The organism is Microbacterium esteraromaticum (assembly GCF_028747645.1).
In the GTDB taxonomy this organism is placed as follows: domain Bacteria; phylum Actinomycetota; class Actinomycetes; order Actinomycetales; family Microbacteriaceae; genus Microbacterium; species Microbacterium esteraromaticum_C.
On record NZ_CP118100.1, the window covers coordinates 446,708 to 462,911 of the forward strand.

Annotated in this window: 16 protein-coding genes; 13 read left to right on the forward strand and 3 right to left on the reverse strand. The window is 69.1% G+C overall.

Annotation, left to right across the window (positions count from 1 at the left end; genetic code table 11):
- The first annotated feature begins 58 nt into the window (after positions 1-58).
- Genes ftsH through PTQ19_RS02105 form a run of 9 tightly spaced genes read left to right on the forward strand, consistent with a single transcriptional unit; the run spans position 59 to position 7,978 of the window.
- Positions 59-2,065 (forward strand): ATP-dependent zinc metalloprotease FtsH, encoded by a 2,007-nt coding sequence (gene ftsH, locus PTQ19_RS02065; protein ID WP_274368263.1) that lies wholly within the window; start codon positions 59-61, stop codon positions 2,063-2,065.
- A 1-nt stretch (position 2,066) separates the two neighbouring features.
- Positions 2,067-2,672 carry a GTP cyclohydrolase I gene (gene folE, locus PTQ19_RS02070; protein WP_274368264.1) on the forward strand — a complete coding sequence of 202 codons (606 nt, stop codon included), beginning with the start codon at positions 2,067-2,069 and terminating at the stop codon, positions 2,670-2,672.
- Complete coding sequence (gene folP, locus PTQ19_RS02075; RefSeq protein ID WP_274368265.1) at positions 2,669-3,478, forward strand: dihydropteroate synthase; 810 nt, start codon at positions 2,669-2,671, stop codon at positions 3,476-3,478. Before folE ends, folP begins: the two co-directional genes overlap by 4 nt.
- Positions 3,465-3,830: a dihydroneopterin aldolase gene (gene folB, locus PTQ19_RS02080; protein WP_179409185.1), complete on the forward strand. Its 366-nt coding sequence runs from the start codon at positions 3,465-3,467 to the stop codon at positions 3,828-3,830. Before folP ends, folB begins: the two co-directional genes overlap by 14 nt.
- On the forward strand, positions 3,830-4,366 hold the full coding sequence (gene folK, locus PTQ19_RS02085) for a 2-amino-4-hydroxy-6-hydroxymethyldihydropteridine diphosphokinase (protein WP_206550586.1): 537 nt from the start codon (positions 3,830-3,832) through the stop codon (positions 4,364-4,366). Before folB ends, folK begins: the two co-directional genes overlap by 1 nt.
- A complete protein-coding gene (locus PTQ19_RS02090) occupies positions 4,363-4,827 on the forward strand; it encodes a DUF3180 domain-containing protein (protein ID WP_274368266.1) in 465 nt (154 codons plus the stop codon). Before folK ends, PTQ19_RS02090 begins: the two co-directional genes overlap by 4 nt.
- Complete coding sequence (locus PTQ19_RS02095) at positions 4,796-5,506, forward strand: PH domain-containing protein (protein WP_338000580.1); 711 nt, start codon at positions 4,796-4,798, stop codon at positions 5,504-5,506. The genes PTQ19_RS02090 and PTQ19_RS02095 overlap by 32 nt, the downstream gene beginning before the upstream one ends.
- Positions 5,503-7,275 carry a PH domain-containing protein gene (locus PTQ19_RS02100; RefSeq protein ID WP_274368267.1) on the forward strand — a complete coding sequence of 591 codons (1,773 nt, stop codon included), beginning with the start codon at positions 5,503-5,505 and terminating at the stop codon, positions 7,273-7,275. Before PTQ19_RS02095 ends, PTQ19_RS02100 begins: the two co-directional genes overlap by 4 nt.
- A 1-nt stretch (position 7,276) precedes the next feature.
- Positions 7,277-7,978, forward strand: coding sequence for a DUF2520 domain-containing protein (locus tag PTQ19_RS02105; RefSeq protein WP_274368268.1), 702 nt, complete (start codon positions 7,277-7,279; stop codon positions 7,976-7,978).
- 41 nt (positions 7,979-8,019) lie between these two features.
- On the opposite strand, the gene PTQ19_RS02110 is transcribed toward PTQ19_RS02105, so the two are convergent.
- Complete coding sequence (locus PTQ19_RS02110) at positions 8,020-9,810, reverse strand: DUF2207 domain-containing protein (protein WP_274368269.1); 1,791 nt, start codon at positions 9,808-9,810, stop codon at positions 8,020-8,022.
- A 94-nt stretch (positions 9,811-9,904) separates the two neighbouring features.
- Here PTQ19_RS02110 and lysS point away from each other — a divergent pair, with 94 nt between their 5' ends.
- A complete protein-coding gene (gene lysS / locus PTQ19_RS02115; RefSeq protein ID WP_179409179.1) occupies positions 9,905-11,425 on the forward strand; it encodes a lysine--tRNA ligase in 1,521 nt (506 codons plus the stop codon).
- On the opposite strand, the gene PTQ19_RS02120 is transcribed toward lysS, so the two are convergent.
- Positions 11,418-12,539: a DUF4192 family protein gene (locus PTQ19_RS02120; protein WP_274368270.1), complete on the reverse strand. Its 1,122-nt coding sequence runs from the start codon at positions 12,537-12,539 to the stop codon at positions 11,418-11,420. The two genes, lysS and PTQ19_RS02120, sit on opposite strands and share 8 nt — an antisense overlap.
- Positions 12,540-12,662: 123 nt before the next feature.
- On the opposite strand from PTQ19_RS02120, the gene PTQ19_RS02125 reads away from it, so the two are divergent.
- The 3 genes from PTQ19_RS02125 to PTQ19_RS02135 all read left to right on the forward strand — a co-directional run bounded on the left by PTQ19_RS02125 (position 12,663) and on the right by PTQ19_RS02135 (position 15,129).
- Positions 12,663-12,836 carry a hypothetical protein gene (locus tag PTQ19_RS02125; protein ID WP_179409177.1) on the forward strand — a complete coding sequence of 58 codons (174 nt, stop codon included), beginning with the start codon at positions 12,663-12,665 and terminating at the stop codon, positions 12,834-12,836.
- Positions 12,837-12,905: 69 nt separating this feature from the next.
- Positions 12,906-14,366 (forward strand): cardiolipin synthase, encoded by a 1,461-nt coding sequence (gene cls / locus PTQ19_RS02130; protein WP_274368271.1) that lies wholly within the window; start codon positions 12,906-12,908, stop codon positions 14,364-14,366.
- 43 nt (positions 14,367-14,409) lie between these two features.
- Positions 14,410-15,129, forward strand: coding sequence for a hypothetical protein (locus tag PTQ19_RS02135; RefSeq protein ID WP_274368272.1), 720 nt, complete (start codon positions 14,410-14,412; stop codon positions 15,127-15,129).
- 40 nt (positions 15,130-15,169) lie between these two features.
- Here PTQ19_RS02135 and PTQ19_RS02140 read toward each other — a convergent pair whose 3' ends face one another.
- On the reverse strand, positions 15,170-16,168 hold the full coding sequence (locus tag PTQ19_RS02140) for a diacylglycerol/lipid kinase family protein (protein ID WP_274368273.1): 999 nt from the start codon (positions 16,166-16,168) through the stop codon (positions 15,170-15,172).
- Positions 16,169-16,204: the final 36 nt, after the last annotated feature.

The window sequence follows — 16,204 nt, forward strand, 5'->3', positions numbered from 1 at the left end:
ACGCCGTCGGTGAACGCACAGCGGCCCCCAATGGCGCGGGCGGTACGCTGAACCCATCATGGGTGTCAAGAAGGTCTCCAAGAATCCGCTGATCTACATCGCGTTGATCGGCGTTCTGCTGTTCGCCGGCTTCCTGCTGATCTCGAACCTGTCCGCACCGAAGCAGATCACGGTGCAACAGGGCCTCGACCTGCTCGGCGGCAAGACGGTGACGCAGGTGGTCAACACCGACGGTGATCAGCGCGTCGACCTCACCCTCTCGAAAGAGTTCGAGGGCGCCACGAACGTGCAGTTCTACTACGTGCAGGCGCGCGCCGACCAGGTCGTCGAGGCGATCGACGCGGCCGGTATCGAGGCCGCCGACACCAACGACGTCGTGCCCCGCGCCACCTGGTTCGACGGCTTCCTGTCACTGCTGCTGCCCCTGGTGCTGCTCGGTCTGCTGTTCTGGTGGCTGCTCTCGTCGATGCAGGGCGGCGGCAGCAAGGTCATGCAGTTCGGCAAGTCGAAGGCCAAGCTCGTCAGCAAAGAGACGCCGACCGTCACCTTCGCCGACGTCGCCGGGTCTGACGAGGCCATCGAGGAACTGCACGAGATCAAGGAGTTCCTGCAGGATCCCGCCAAGTTCCAGGCGATCGGCGCGCGCATCCCCAAGGGCGTGCTGCTGTACGGCCCTCCCGGCACCGGAAAGACCCTGCTGGCCCGCGCCGTGGCCGGCGAAGCCGGTGCCCCCTTCTACTCGATCTCGGGTTCGGACTTCGTTGAGATGTTCGTCGGCGTCGGTGCCTCCCGTGTGCGCGACCTGTTCACGCAGGCCAAGGAGAACGCCCCCGCGATCATCTTCATCGATGAGATCGACGCCGTCGGTCGTCACCGCGGCGCCGGCATGGGCGGCGGCAACGATGAGCGCGAGCAGACCCTGAACCAGATGCTCGTCGAGATGGACGGCTTCGACCCCAACGCCAACGTGATCGTCATCGCGGCGACCAACCGCCCCGACATCCTCGATCCCGCACTGCTGCGCCCGGGCCGCTTCGACCGCCAGATCGGCGTTGACGCCCCCGACCTCAAGGGCCGCCAGCAGATCCTCGAGGTGCACTCCAAGGGCAAGCCGCTCTCGCAGTCGGTCGACCTCGAGGTCGTCGCCCGCAAGACCCCCGGCTTCACCGGTGCCGACCTGGCCAACGTGCTCAACGAGGCCGCGCTGCTGACCGCACGCTCGAACGCGCAGCTGATCGACAACCGTGCCCTCGACGAGGCCATCGACCGTGTGATCGCCGGTCCTCAGCGCCGCACCCGCGTGATGAAGGACAAAGAGAAGCTGATCACCGCGTACCACGAGGGCGGACACGCGCTCGCGGCGGCCGCGATGAACTACACCGACCCGGTCACCAAGATCACCATCCTGCCCCGTGGCAAGGCCCTCGGTTACACGATGGTCATGCCTCTCGACGACAAGTACTCGGTCACCCGCAACGAGCTGCAGGACCAGCTCACCTACGCGATGGGCGGCCGCGTCGCCGAAGAACTCGTCTTCCACGACCCCACCACCGGTGCCTCCAACGACATCGAGAAGGCCACCAGCATCGCCCGCAAGATGGTCATCGAGTACGGCATGACCACCGAGCTCGGCCCGGTCAAGCTCGGCTCCGAGGGCGGCGAGCCGTTCGCCGGCCGTGACATGGGCCGCGGACGCGAGTACTCCGAGACGATCGCCGAGCGCGTCGACGCGCAGGTGCGCGCCCTCATCGAGCAGGCGCACAACGAGGCCTACCAGGTGATCAGCGCCAACCGCGACATCCTCGATCGCCTCGCCCTCGCGCTGCTCGAAGAGGAGACCCTCGACCACAACCGCATCGCCGAGATCTTCACCGAGGTGCGCAAGCTGCCTGAGCGCCCACTGTGGCTCTCGAGCGAGGAGCGCCCGGTATCGACCGTGCCGCCGATCGAGGTTCCCCGCCGTTCCGAGCAGGGCATCGCCGCGCAGACCCCCGCCGGCAACGACGCCCCGCGCGCATCCGAGGCGCCCGCCGGTGGCGGGCAGGCGCGACCCGCGACGGCGTGACGTGACCGTCGACAAGCCCCGCATCGAGCGACTCACCCGCGAACTGCTCGAAGCGATCGGTGAGGACCCCGACCGGCCAGGACTCAAGCAGACCCCCGGACGCATGGCCGAGCTGTACGCCGAGTTCTTCGCCGGCGTCAGCGAAGACCCCGCCGCGCACCTCGAACGCACCATCAGCATCTCGCGGGGCCCGGCGCCCGACACGCTGCCGTCGGGTGCCGTGCTGCTGCGCGACATCCGCTTCCGCTCGGTGTGTGAGCACCACCTGCTGCCGTTCGCGGGTGTGGCGCACCTCGCCTACCTGCCCGGTGAGCAGGTCGTCGGCCTGGGCGCGCTGGTCAAGGTGGTCGAGACCCTCGCGACCCGCCCGCAGGTGCAGGAGCGCCTGGGCGAGCAGATCGCGGATACCATCGACGAGCACCTCGACACCCGTGGCGTGCTCGTCGTGCTCGACGCCTCACACGGGTGCGTGACCATGCGCGGGGGACGCCAGCCCGTGGCATCCACCGTCACGATCGCCGCACGCGGCACCTACACCGAGCCGATCGCCCGGGCAGAGCTGATCGCCCTGATCGGGTCGGGCGGCGCCCACGGGGTGTCGTCGTGACCATCATCTGGGGCATCCTCAACACCACCCCCGACTCGTTCAGCGACGGCGGACGCTACGTCGACCTCGACGCCGCCGTCACCCATGCTCTCCGTCTGCGCGAGCAGGGCGCGGCAGTGATCGACGTCGGCGGCGAATCGACCAGGCCCGGCGCCGAACGCGTGCCGGTCGCCGTCGAGCAGGCGCGCGTGCTGCCGGTCATCGAGGCGCTCACCGACGCCGGCGTGCCGACCTCGATCGACACGCTCAACGCCGACACCGCCGTCGCCGCCGTGCGCGCGGGCGCGCGCATCGTCAACGACGTCTCCGGCGGCCTCGCCGACGAGCGGATGCTGTCGGCCATCGCCGACCTCGATGCCGACGTCGCCCTCGGCCACTGGCGCGGGCCGTCGGCCGACATGTACGCACGGGCCCAGTACAGCCGGGTGGCCCGCGAGGTGGCATCCGAACTGCACGAGCGCGTCACCGCCGCCGCAGCGGCGGGCATCGCGCCATCCCGAGTGATCGTCGATCCGGGCGTCGGCTTCGCGAAGTCGGGCCCGCAGAACTGGGAGCTGCTGCGCGATCTCGACGAGATCGCCGCACTCGGACACCGGGTGCTGATCGGCACCTCGCGCAAGCGATTCCTCGGTGAGGTGCTCGGCGTGGATGCCGATGAGCAGCGCCGAGACCTCGCGACCGCGGTGACCAGCGCGCTGGCTGCCCGCGCCGGGGCCTGGGCCGTGCGCGTGCACGACGTCGCCGCGACCCGCGATGCGCTCGGCGTCGCCCGCGCCTGGGAGGGAGACACGCATGACCGCCGATGAGATCACGCTCACCGGACTGACCGTGTTCGGTCGGCACGGGGTGTTCGAGCACGAACGGCGCGATGGTCAGGACTTCACGATCGACCTGACCCTGCGGGTGCCGTTGGCCGGCGCCGCGGCATCCGACGACGTCACCGACACCGTGCACTACGGCGAACTCGCCGATCGGGTCGCCGCGATCGTCGCCGGCGAACCCGTCAACCTCATCGAGACGCTCGCGCAGCGCATCGCTGACGCCGCCCTCGAAGACGCGCGCGTCGAGCATGTCACCGTCACCGTGCACAAGCCGCATGCCCCGATCGCCCAGACATTCACCGACGTCTCGGTGACCGTGCGCCGGGGGAGGGCCTGATGGATCGTCGCCTCACCCACCTGGAGGGGATGCCCGATCCGCGACCGGGCAGGGAGCCCGAGGTCGCGGTCATCGCCCTCGGCTCGAACGAGGGAGACCGCGGCGAGATGCTGCGCAGCGCCGCCGAGCGTCTGCGGCGCCTGCCCCTGGTCGACGCGTTGCGCATGTCGGAGCCGATCGAGACCGTCGCCATCCGCCCCGACGGCCCCGACCCCGACGCGCCCCCGTACTTGAACGCTGCGGCGCTGATGACGACGAGACTCGCGCCATCCGTGCTGCTGGGCATGCTGCACGCCGTTGAAGAGGAACAGGGTCGCGTGCGCAGGCAGCGCTGGGGCGATCGCACCCTTGACCTCGATCTGATCGCCTACGGCGACTTCGTCAGCACCGCCGCGCACCTGATGGTGCCGCATCCGCGTGCCGCCGAGCGGCTCTTCGTGCTCGAACCCTGGCTCAGCCTCGACCCCGAGGCCGTGCTGCCCGGGGCCGGTCGGGTCGACGAACTGGTCAGGCGCCTCAAGGACGGCGGCCAGTGAAGCGCACGTCTGGCGCAGTCCTGGCGGTGCTCGCCCTGCTCGGCGCGGGCGCCGGTTTCGGCTTCGACCACCTGCTGACGATCACCGGCCGTGCCACGTTCACGCCCTCGCCGTTCCTGCCGGTGCTGTTGGTGCTGATCGCTGCAGCCGTGCTGGCCCTGGCCTGGCCCGTGCGCCGCAGCACCCGCGGGGGCACGCGTATCGATCCGTTCCGTGCCGTGCGCGCGGCCACGCTGGCGCGGGCGTCGAGCCTGCTCGGCGCACTTCTGGCCGGATTCGGCACCGGCCTGCTGACGTTCCTGCTCACCCGACCGATCCCCGCGCCGGTAGGGTCGGTGGTGGCGATGATCGCCCTCGTCGTCGGCGCGCTGGTGCTGGTCGGGGTCGCGCTCGTCGCGGAACAGTTCTGCACGCTGCCGAAGGACCCTGATGACCGAGAGCCAGACGCCCACACCGAGTGACCCGAACCCGTTCGGCGCACCACCGGTTCCGCCGGCTGCGCCCACGGTGCCGCCCGCGCCCGCGGCACCAGAGGTCTCGGCACCGGCATCCGCCCCCGCCGCACCTGCACCCCCTGCCGCCCCCGCCGCGCCGGCCGCACCTGCCGTGCCGGCCGGTCTCGACGACGGCACCTACCCCGAGCTGCGCACGCCGCGCAGTGCGTCGGCGCTCGCGCTGGACGGCACCTGGCACCAGATCTCGCCGCGTTACGTCGTCTCGCAGCTGCTGCAGAACGCGCTGCTCGTGGTGGGCGTCGCAGCCGCCGCGCTCGTGCTGGTGCTCGTATTCCATCAGACCTGGGCGTGGATCCCCGCCGGCATCGTGATCCTCATCACGCTGATCACCATGGTCATCCTGCCGCGTCAGGCCAAGGCCGTTGGTTACATGCTGCGCGCCGATGACATCGTCTTCCGTCGGGGCATCATCTGGCAGCGCATGGTCGCCGTGCCTTACGGTCGCCTGCAGTTGGTCGACATCACGCACGGCCCGCTCGACCGCGCCTTCGGCGTCTCGCAGCTGAAGATGGTGACGGCCGCGGCCACCACCGGCGTGCAGATCCCGGGACTCACCCAGGCCGCTGCCGAGACGCTGCGCGACACGCTGATCGAGGTCGCCGAGACGAGGCGGACCGGCCTGTGAGCACTCCCTCCGCTCCCGGCCCCGAGGCATCGCCGGCACCTGCCACCGTGCTTCCAGAGGGCGGCGACTCCAGCCTCGCCGACGGTGCCTGGCATCGCATGCATCCGCTGACGCCCCTGTTCAAGGGCGGGCTGGTGCTGATCGTCGTCGCCGGCATCATCATCTCGAACATGCGCGACCGCATCATCAACTTCTTCGTGCAGCGGTTCGCGCCCGACGAAGTGGACTACACCGACTACCCGGGCGACCCCGTCGACTGGGTGCTGGCGAACAACCTCGTGCTGCTCGCGCTACTGATCGTCGCTGGGGTCGTGGTGGTCTTCATCATCGCCTTCTGGGTCGTGTGGCGCTTTCACCAGTTCCGCATCACCGGCTCGCACGTCGAGGTGCGCAAGGGCATGCTGTTCCGTTCGCAGCGCCGCGCGCCGCTTGACCGCGTGCAGGGCGTCAACCTCACCCGCCCGTTCCCCGCGCGCCTGATCGGACTCGCCAAGGTCGAGGTTGTCGGCGCCGGCGCCGACTCGAACGTCGACCTGGAATACCTCGCGACGGCCAAGGCCGAATCCGTGCGGGCCGATATTCTGCGTCTCGCCTCGGGCGCGCGCTCGGCACGCCTGGCGGCCGCCGGAGGCCCGGCGGCGCCCGCGCCGGCGGGTCACGGCGGCGTACGCGAACAGCTCGTGGGGTCGATGAACGCCGGCGTCGCCGGCATGATCGAGGGCGTCGACCTGGCCGATGTCGCGCCCGAGAGCGTCGTGAAGATCCCCACCGGACGACTGGTCGGATCCCAACTGATCTCGGCCGCACTGTGGGTGCTCTTCTTCGGCGGGATCTTCGTTGTCACACTCGCCGCGGCCTACTTCGGCATGACCGCCGATGGTGAGACTGGAGTCGAGATCGTCATCGCTATGGTCGGCATCGCCCTCGGTATGGGCATCCCGCTGGTCATCGCCGTGGTCGGTATCACCTGGGCGCAGATCTCGCGCTCGCTGCGCTATTCGATCGCGCCGACCAGTAATGGCATCCGCCTGACCTTCGGTCTGCTCACGACGATCACCGAGACCCTGCCACCGGGGCGCATCTTCGCCGTCTCGGTATCGCAGTCACTGTTGTGGCGTCCGTTCGGCTGGTGGACCGTGCGCATCAACCGCATGACCGGCAAATCGGCGTCGCAGGCGCAGTCGAGCAGTGCCCAACAGTTCAACGTGGTGTTGCCGGTCGGCAAGCGCGCCGACGTCGAGCGGGTGCTCGAACTGATCTTCCCCGACATCACTGCTGAGCAACTCGCGCACCTGTGGGAGCACGGGGTCATCGGCACAGCATCCGACGATGCGTTTCGCACCGTTCCGCGACGTGCCGCCTGGCGGCACCCGTTCAGCTGGAAGCGTCACGGCTGGGCCGTCGTTCCCGGCGCGCTGCTGCTGCGCAAGGGCTGGATGTGGCGCCAGCTGGCGATCTTCCCCCTCGCCCGCATGCAGGGCATCTCGGTGGCGCAGGGACCGATCTCGCGCGCGCAGAACGTGGCCTCGATGCAGGCCCACACGGTGACCGGCCCCGTCTCGGCGACGCTGTCGGCCTTGGAACGCGACGACGCGCAGGCGCTGATCGACGAGGTCGCCCGCGCGGCGGTGGATGCTGTCACCAGCGACCACAGCCACCGCTGGGGCGAGCAGAATACGGCGGGGAGCGCATCGCAGCAGCCGGTCACACTGCCACCGCCGGTCGCGCCCTACCCGCCGGTGACGTCGCCGGCACCGGAGCAGAACTGAGATGGCGGCACCGGGACGCCTCGGCGTCGGCATCATCGGCGCGGGCCGTGTCGGGCCCGTCATCGGGGCCGCGCTCGCGGGGGTCGGCCACGCGATCACCGGCATCACCAGCGGATCGGATGACGACCGTGCCGCCGCGGTGCTGCCCGGCGTCGCGGTGCTCGACGCGGTCGAGATCGTGCGCCGCAGCGAGCTCGTTGTGATCGCCGTGCCGCACGCCGAACTGCCGGGGCTCGTGCAGGGCATCGCCGACGTCGGAGGTTGGCAGGTCGGTCAGCTCGTGCTGCACACCGACCCCGCCCACGGCACCGATGTGCTCGGCCCCGCTGCCGAGCGCGGCGCGATCCCGCTGGCCGTGCACCCCGCCATCACTTTCAACGGCACGTCGGTCGACCTGCGTCAGCTGCAGGCATCCTTCGCGGGTGTCACTGCACCCGCTGCCGTTCTGCCGATCGCGCAGGCGCTCGCCGTCGAGATGGGGTGCGAACCGGTGATCATCGCCGAACACGATCGCGCCGCCTACGCCGAAGCGATCGCGACAGCATCCGAGTTCTCGCGCTCGATCGTGCAGCAGGCGACGGGCCTGCTGCGCGGTATCGGCGTAGACAATCCCGGGGGTTACCTGTCGGCGCTGGTGTCGTCGGCGGTCGAGCGCGCGCTGCGCGATGAGTCCGACCCGCTGGGCACGCCGCCCGAGCTCTGACGGCGCGAGCCCGAGCACGACTTCTTCTCTGAAACGGTGCGTCAGCGCCCGCCCGAGAACCCGCCGCCACCGCCGCTGCCCGAGTACCCGCCTCCGGTCGAGCCGCCTGCCGAGCTCGACGAAGGCGTGTAGGTCGACGCCGAGTGAACCGAAGACGAGTAGTCCGACAGTCGCGAGTTGATCGACATGCCTGTCGAGAGGCCGATCCAACCCGGGCTGCGATCATCGTTCTCGTACGCGGTGTCGAGCACCTTGCCCCAGGTCTTCTCCTCGCCGAGCAGCATCGCGTACGGCAACAGCTTCTCGTACAGATGCACGACGTCGACGCTGCCGTCGCTGCGACGCTCTGCGCCCCGATACGACTGCAGCATGCGCAGCCGATCGGTCTCGGCGACGCGGATGAATTCCTTCACGCCGAGCAGGTACTCGTACATCTCGGCTCCTGCCGGGGTGAGCACCGTGTGCTTCGAGAACGCCACGAACGCCGAGACCAACGCGACCGCCGACGTGACGATCATCGCGAGAATTCCCAGGATCAGCAGTTCGCGGTCGAGCGTCGCCGACCAGATGAACAGGCCGAGCGCCGCGGCGAAGAGTCCCACCGAGATCCACCCGAACACGACGGCGGCGCGGCTGCGTTCCTTGGTCGTCAAGTCGCGCGTGGCCGCCTGGGCGGTGCCCTTCTTCGTGAGTTTCGTCATGCGCTTGGCGAACTCCGTGCTCTTGCGCGGGATGAAGCGCAACGCTCCCGGTGCGCGCTCGCCCTCGAACACTGCGTCGATTGCCGTCCGATCAAGCGCCGTCGGAGCCAGGTCGCGGTCGATCAGTCGAACCGCGGGGCGGTCGTCGTCCGCTTCGCCCTCGAGGCGGATGGCGCCGTGCACTGCGAGGTGCACCAGCTGTGCCGGAACGGGGTTCTGTGATCCCGGCAGCAGCGCTGCGGCCGTGAGCGGCGGCAGGTCCGCTGGAACATCGAACTGGGCGATGATGATTCCCGTCGCTGTGCGCCGCCGTCGTGCGAGCCGGGCCACCGACACCCATGCGCCCGCGGCTGCCAGAGCCGAGAGGCCGCCGACAGTGGCGGTGCCGTGGTCGGCGAGCGGGCTCGGTTGGCGCGAAGCGGGCTGGGCCACCGTGCCAGGGGCGAAGCCGATCGCGACGGTCACGCCATCGCCGGCGGCACGGGCGCCCGATGACACCGAGAACACCTGGGCGCCGTCCTGCGCGACAGGGCCCGACAGCGTGCAGCGTGCCCTGTCGTGCTCGAAGCCCTCGTAGCAGGCCGTGTCGCCGGTGAGCTGTGCTGCGAGGTCGGGCGAGAAGGCGATCTCCGCGTGGAAGCGGTTGACGGCCTGGGTGCTCGTGAGCGCCAGCATGTCCCAGTGGAACTCGTCGTTGCCGGACTCCTCACCGGTGACCATGACGTCGCGCATCGTGTACTCGATGACGTAGGTTTGCGCGCCGCGGACGTAGTCGTCCGTTCCGGTGAGCACGTACAGCACTTCGCTGTCGGAATCGACCTCGGTCTCGTACGGCACGTCTTGGCCCGCGGCATCCGTCACCGAGACGATGTCGAGGCTCACGCTCGCGCCCTCGTACCGCTGCGGATACCCGCGCACGATCCCCCTGTTCTGATCGAAATCGGGGAACGCCGCCACCAGAGTCTCGGTGACGTGGGCGACCGCGCGACCCTCGTCGTCGAGAGACACGTCGAATCGCACATCCCACGACGAGTACGAGAAGTCGTCGACGTCCGCGACGGCGGAAGAGGGCAGCAGCGCCACGGTCAGCAGTCCGAGCACGACGGCGATCAGGGCGGTGAGACGACGCATGCAACGAGGCTAGCCTGCGCGGCCGATCCGACTCCGGCGTGCGACAGCGGGGTCGGTAGACTTGGGGCTGACTTTTCATCAAGGAGCCCCACCCATGACTGACGCGCCCGCGCCGACCCCCGCACCCGCTCTCGAAGACGACGTCTTCGAACAGAAGGCGGTGCGGCTGGCCAAGCGCGAGAAGCTGATCGAGAACCGTGCGGATGCCGGTGGCGGGGCGTTCCCGGTGGGTGTGCCCGTCACGCACGGCATCCCGGCGCTGCGCGCCGAGTACGGTGATCTCGAGCCCGACACGCAGACCGGTCTGATGGTCGGCGTCGCGGGGCGCGTGGTGTTCAGCCGCAACACCGGCAAGCTCTGCTTCGCCACGCTGCAGGCCGGTGACGGCTCACGCATCCAGGCGATGGTGTCGCTGGCGAACGTCGGCGACGAGTCGCTGGCGGCGTGGAAGGAGCTCGTCGACCTCGGTGACCACGTCTTCGTGCACGGCGAGGTGATCTCGAGCCGTCGCGGCGAGCTGTCGATCATGGTCGACCAGTGGCAGATCGCGTCGAAGGCGATCCTGCCGCTGCCGAACGTGTATGGCGAGCTGAACGAGGAGACGCGTGTGCGCAGCCGCTTCCTCGACCTGATCGTGCGCGACCGTGCTCGCAGCACCGTCCGCGCTCGTGCGGCCGTGAACGCCAGCCTGCGCGCGACGTTCACCGGGCACGACTACCTCGAGGTCGAGACGCCCATGCTGCAGGTGCAGCACGGTGGGGCATCCGCTCGTCCGTTCATCACGCACTCGAACGCGTTCGACACCGAGCTGTTCCTGCGCATCGCGCCCGAGCTGTACCTCAAGCGCGCCGTCGTCGGTGGCATCGAGCGGGTGTACGAGATCAACCGCAACTTCCGCAACGAGGGTGCCGACTCGACCCACAGCCCTGAGTTCGCGATGCTCGAGGCCTACCAGGCCTACGGCGACTACAACCAGATGGCAGCCCTCACACAGGAGCTCGTGCAGAACGCCGCGATCGCCGTGGCCGGTTCGACCACGGTCACCTGGGCCGACGGCACCGAGTACGACCTCGGCGGCGAATGGGACCGCGTGTCGATGTACGACTCGCTCTCCGAGGCGTCGGGCCGCACCGTCACCCCGCAGGACTCGGTCGAGGACCTCATCGCCTTCGCCGAGGCCAACGGCGTCGACATCCCGCCGCACCCCACGCACGGCAAGCTCGTCGAAGAGCTGTGGGAGCACTTCGTGAAGGTCGACCTGGTGCGTCCGACCTTCGTGATGGACTTCCCGGTCGACACGTCGCCGCTGGTGCGCGAGCACCGCTCGATCGCCGGCGTCGTCGAGAAATGGGACCTCTACATCCGCGGCTTCGAGCTGGCCACCGGCTACTCCGAGCTGGTCGACCCTGTCATCCAGCGCGAGCGTTTCGTCGAGCAGGCCAAGCTGGCCGCGCGCGGTGACGTCGAGGCGATGCCGGTCGACGAGGAGTTCCTGCGCGCCCTCGAGCACGGCATGCCGCCGTCGGGCGGAATGGGAATGGGCATCGACCGCCTGCTGATGGCCATCACCGGCCTCGGCATCCGCGAGACGATCCTGTTCCCGCTGGTCAAGTAGCAGGCTTCAGGGCCCATTCGGGCAGCATCCCCGCCGACAGCATGGTCGAGATCAGCGACGCCATGCTGTGTTCGGGGTCGATGGCCAGGGCCTGGTCGATGTATGCGCCGGCATGCGACGACCGGCCCAAAGCCCACGCCAGCCAGGCGGCCGCGGTGAGCGCGCCGACCTTGGCCCCGCGTGGCGCCCGGGCGGCAGCCGAGCGCACGACCTGCAGAGCACAGCCCAGCCGGTCGGCATCGGGGCGCGGGCCTTTGCCGAGAAAGATCTGCCCGACGGCGTCGGGAACCGCGCCCGCGCCGGCCGCGAACTGCAGTTGCGCGTCGAGCGCGTACTCGCCCATGGCCAGATCTGTGGCCCACTGCACCAGTACGGCGTCGCGCAGCACGGGGCGGTTCACACACCACAGCAGCGCCGCGCAGCCGTAGGCGTCGTCCCCTGAGGGCGATTCCAGTAGCCCTTCGGCGAAGGCGGGCAGGTCATCGAGCACGTCTTCGGCGGTGATCAGGGCCAGCGGGTTCTGCGTGCCGAGCGTGTGGCCCTGGCCCAGCCGGTGCTGTTCCAGGATGTGTTCGAGCTCGCGCAGCGCGCGGCCCACCTGTTCCCGCTCGACCAGGTTGCTGGGCGGCAGATCGGCGCCGGCGGTCTGGTCGCCGCTGACATCGCCGAGGCCCGGCACGCCGTCGGGGCGGGGGATGCTGTCGAGCGGGTGCAGCGCCGGGTCCTCGGCGAGGTAGTCGCTCCATCCGTCGGGTGTCACGCACAGCGCCTCGACGATGCGCAACCCGGCCTGCGTGGCGACGTCGAGCACAGCCTCGACGGTGGCCAGGTGAGGCAGCAGCATCCCGTCGGGCACCGACTGGGCCGGGGTGTCTGTGTAGGCGACCAGGGCTGTCGCGTCGACGTTCTGCACCTGCAGCAGCGCCTGTAGCGCGGCGTGCGCGAAGTCATCGGCGTCTGCGCCGTCGACGGGCAGATCGATGCGCATCGCGCCGCGCGTGCGCGAGCCCTGGAACGGCAGCAGCACCAGGCTCTGCCGTGGAGTGAAGCCGGCCAGGGCCGGGACGAGGCCGAGGAACTCGGCGGGATGTGTCGCGTGGATGATCGTGGTCATGAAGCGAGTGTGAGCGTCGCCGGGCGGTGGAGGTCCCGCGAATCCCAGAGGCTGAGTACAACGCGTCGGATTCGCTTGGCTGTGTAGGGCAAGTGATCAGTGACCACGCGTACGATGGAGGGTATGGACAACTTCTGGATCGCTGCCGCCTGGTCGCTGCTGCCGACCATCGGCGTGAGCATCGTCTTCGTGATCGTGCTCCGTGGCATCCTCCGCTTCGACCGCACCGAGCGTCGCGTCCACGCCGAGATCGAGGCGCAGGAGCGCGCGGCGCGCGGACTTCCGCCGCGCAGCTGACGCGGCGTTGGCTCGTATTCTCTCCGCGCCCGCTACTCTGATGGCTAGCGGAGCGACGGGGGAGGGTCGGTGAACACTAGCGCCTGGCCGTTGTGGCTCACCACCATCTACCTCGTTATCGACCTCACCGTGCGCGTCGTCGCCGTGATCGTCGTCCCCCGCAACCGCAAGCCGACGTCGGCGATGGCCTGGCTGCTGGCGATCTTCTTCATTCCGGTCATCGGCGTCCTGCTGTTCCTGCTGATCGGAAACCCCAAGCTGCCCCGTGCCCGTCGCCGCAAGCAGGAGCGCATCAACGCGTACATCGCCGAGGCGGCCAGCTTTCTGAACTTCGGCACCTTGCGGCCCGATGCGCCCGACTGGTTCCCGCCGCTGGTGGCGATGAACAAGCACCTCGGCGCCCTGCCGCTGTCGGGCGACAACGGCGTGCACCTGATCAGTGACTACCAGGAGTCGCTGGACGCGATGGCCGCCGAGATCCGCACGGCGCAGGAGTACGTGCACGTCGAGTTCTACATCCTGCAGAGCGACGAGTCCACCGACAACTTCTTCCTGGCGTTGGAAGAGGTGGCTGCCCGCGGGATCCCCGTGCGGGTGCTGCTCGACTACTGGGCGAACCGCTGGAAGCCACGCTATCGAGAGACCCTGCGGCGTCTCGAGGCGATGGGTGCCGACTGGCACCTGATGCTGCCCGTACAACCGCTGCGCCGCCACATTCAGCGCCCTGACCTGCGCAATCACCGCAAGCTCCTGGTCATCGACGGACGGTCGGGTTTTCTCGGATCGCAGAACGTCACCGACTCGTCGTACAACCTCCCCAAGAACATCCGCCAGGGGCTGCACTGGATCGACTTGATGGTGCGCGTCGACGGCCCCGTCGTCTCGAGCCTGAACGCCGTCTTCTTGAGCGACTACTACGCCGAGACCGATCGGGTGCCCGAGGGCATCCACATCAGCCGGGTCGAGCCGGGCACCGGAGACCTCGACTGTCAGATCGTGCCGTCCGGCCCAGGGTTCGAGGCCGAGAACAACCTGCGACTGTTCCTCGCCCTGTTGTATGCGGCGAACGACAAGATCATGATCGTCAGTCCCTATTTCGTGCCCGATGAGGCACTTCTGCTGGCGGTCACCGCGGCCGTCGACCGCGGGGTGAAGGTCGAACTGTTCGTCTCGGAACAGGGCGACCAGGCGATGGTCTATCACGCGCAGCGCAGCTACTACGAGGCCCTGCTGCGCGCCGGTGTGCGCATCTGGCTCTACCCCAAGCCGTACATCCTGCACACCAAGAGCCTCACGATCGACGATCAGGTCGCCGTGATCGGGTCGAGCAACATGGACATGCGCTCGTTCGGCCTCAATCTGGAGGTGTCGATGCTCGTGCGCGGCGAGGAGTTCGTCGATGAGATGCGCGTCGTCGAGGACGAGTACCGCACGCTCAGTCGCGAGCTGACGCTCGACGAGTGGATGCAGCAGCCGTTGCGCTCGACGGTGCTCGACAACCTCGCCCGGCTGACCTCCGCACTGCAGTGAGCCCGTTCAGTGCGGCGCGGAACCGCTCGGGTACTCTGAGCGCATGACCGCCTCTCGAATGCGAATCGTCCTGTCGGCTCTGGCCCTCGCCGGGGCGACGCTGCTCGTCGCGGGGTGCACCGTAACGCCCGAGTCGCCCGCTCCCACCAGCACCGACGGCGGTGCGGCCACCACGGCGCCCGATGACGACGTCATCGGCGACGATGTCGAGGCCGCCTGGCTCGACGGCGGACGAGCGATCGGTGTCGTCACCTGGGGATCGTCCAGCTGCGTTCCGATCGTCGATGACGTCTCGGCGGACGGTCAGATGATCTCGGTCGCGCTCAGCGACGGCGATGAGAACCAGCCGTGCACCAACGATCTCGTGCCCCGCGCGACGTTCGTCGCCGCGCCCGAGGGCGTGGATGTCACCCAGGACGTCGAGATCGCGATCGCCTACGGCACCGGTACCGAAGACGCCGACCTCGACGGCCTCGCCGAAGCCCCCGACGGTATGAGCGAGAACGGGCCATCGGCCGGATGGTTCGCCGACGACGGCATCGTGCTGCTGACGTGGGGATCGTCGACCTGCCAGCCGATCATCGAGGACATCGAGCAGTCGGCTGGAGCGACCGTGACCTTCCAGACCATCGACCGCCCGTGCACGATGGACTTCGTGCCGCGCCTGACGACGATCACGTTGCCGATGGAGCACGTCGACGGCCCGTTCGAGCTGACGCTCGTCGGCGACAACCTCGACGCCACGGTGCCCGTGCAGGACTGATCACGGGCATCCGCCCCAGCCCTCGCGAGAGTCGCGCCCGTCAGAAGCCCGACGTGTCGTGCCCGCTGGGCAGCACGATCTTCAGTGCGCCGGGCTGCACCCGGCAGCGCATGCGCACCGCCGCACCGAACTCGTCGCCGTCGAGTTCGATCGAGGTCGGTGACACCATCGCCGCTTCGGCGGTGCCTCCGTTGAGATAGCGGATCGAGGCGTCGCGACCGCGACGCTGCAGTACGAGTCGGCCGGCGCGGCTGCGGCGCAGCACCGAGTTGTCCCACCAGATCTTGCGCCACAGGCCCAGCCAGCCGAGCGGGCCACTCGGCTGGATCACCGCGATGTCGAGCTGTCCGTCGTCCAGCGAGGCGTCGGGCATCAGTGCGATCCCCGCCGGCAGCGCGCCACAGTTCGCGAACAGCATGCTCTGCACCTTCGCCGAATGCAGCTTGCCGTCGTCGACCTGAAAGACGATCCGGAACGGCTTCGCTCCCGGCAACGACCGCGCGGCGCCGTCGAGATAGGCCACCCAGCCGACCGACTTCTTCAAGTCGGGGTTGGTCTTGGCGATCATGTCGGCGTCCCGCCCCATGCCCGCGAGAACGACGAAGCCGTGCTCGTCTTCGGAGCCATCGTCGCGGGAGAGCATCGCCCACCCCATGTCGACCGGATGCGTGAAGCCGGTGAAGACGGCATTCATCATCGACTCGGGCTGGGTGAGCGGCAGAGACATGTTGCGTGCGAACAGGTTGCCAGTTCCTCCGGGCAGCACCGCGAACGGCACGTCGCTGCCCGCCATCGCCTCGGCGACGGCCCGCACCGTGCCGTCGCCGCCGGCGACGAGGACGGCCGATGCGCCATCGGCCAGGGCGCGGCGGGCAGCCTCGGTGCCGGGGTCATCGACGGTCGTCTCGTAGAACCGCGGCGGCTCCCAGCCGTGCAGCGCAGAACGCGATTCGAGAGAGGTGCGCAGGCGGAGGACGTCGACCTTGATGGGGTTGAGCACGAGAGCCGCGTGCCGCTGCTCGCTCCCGGATGCCGTCATGCGGCCACTCTACGGCGGAACGCCCCTCGGACGCGC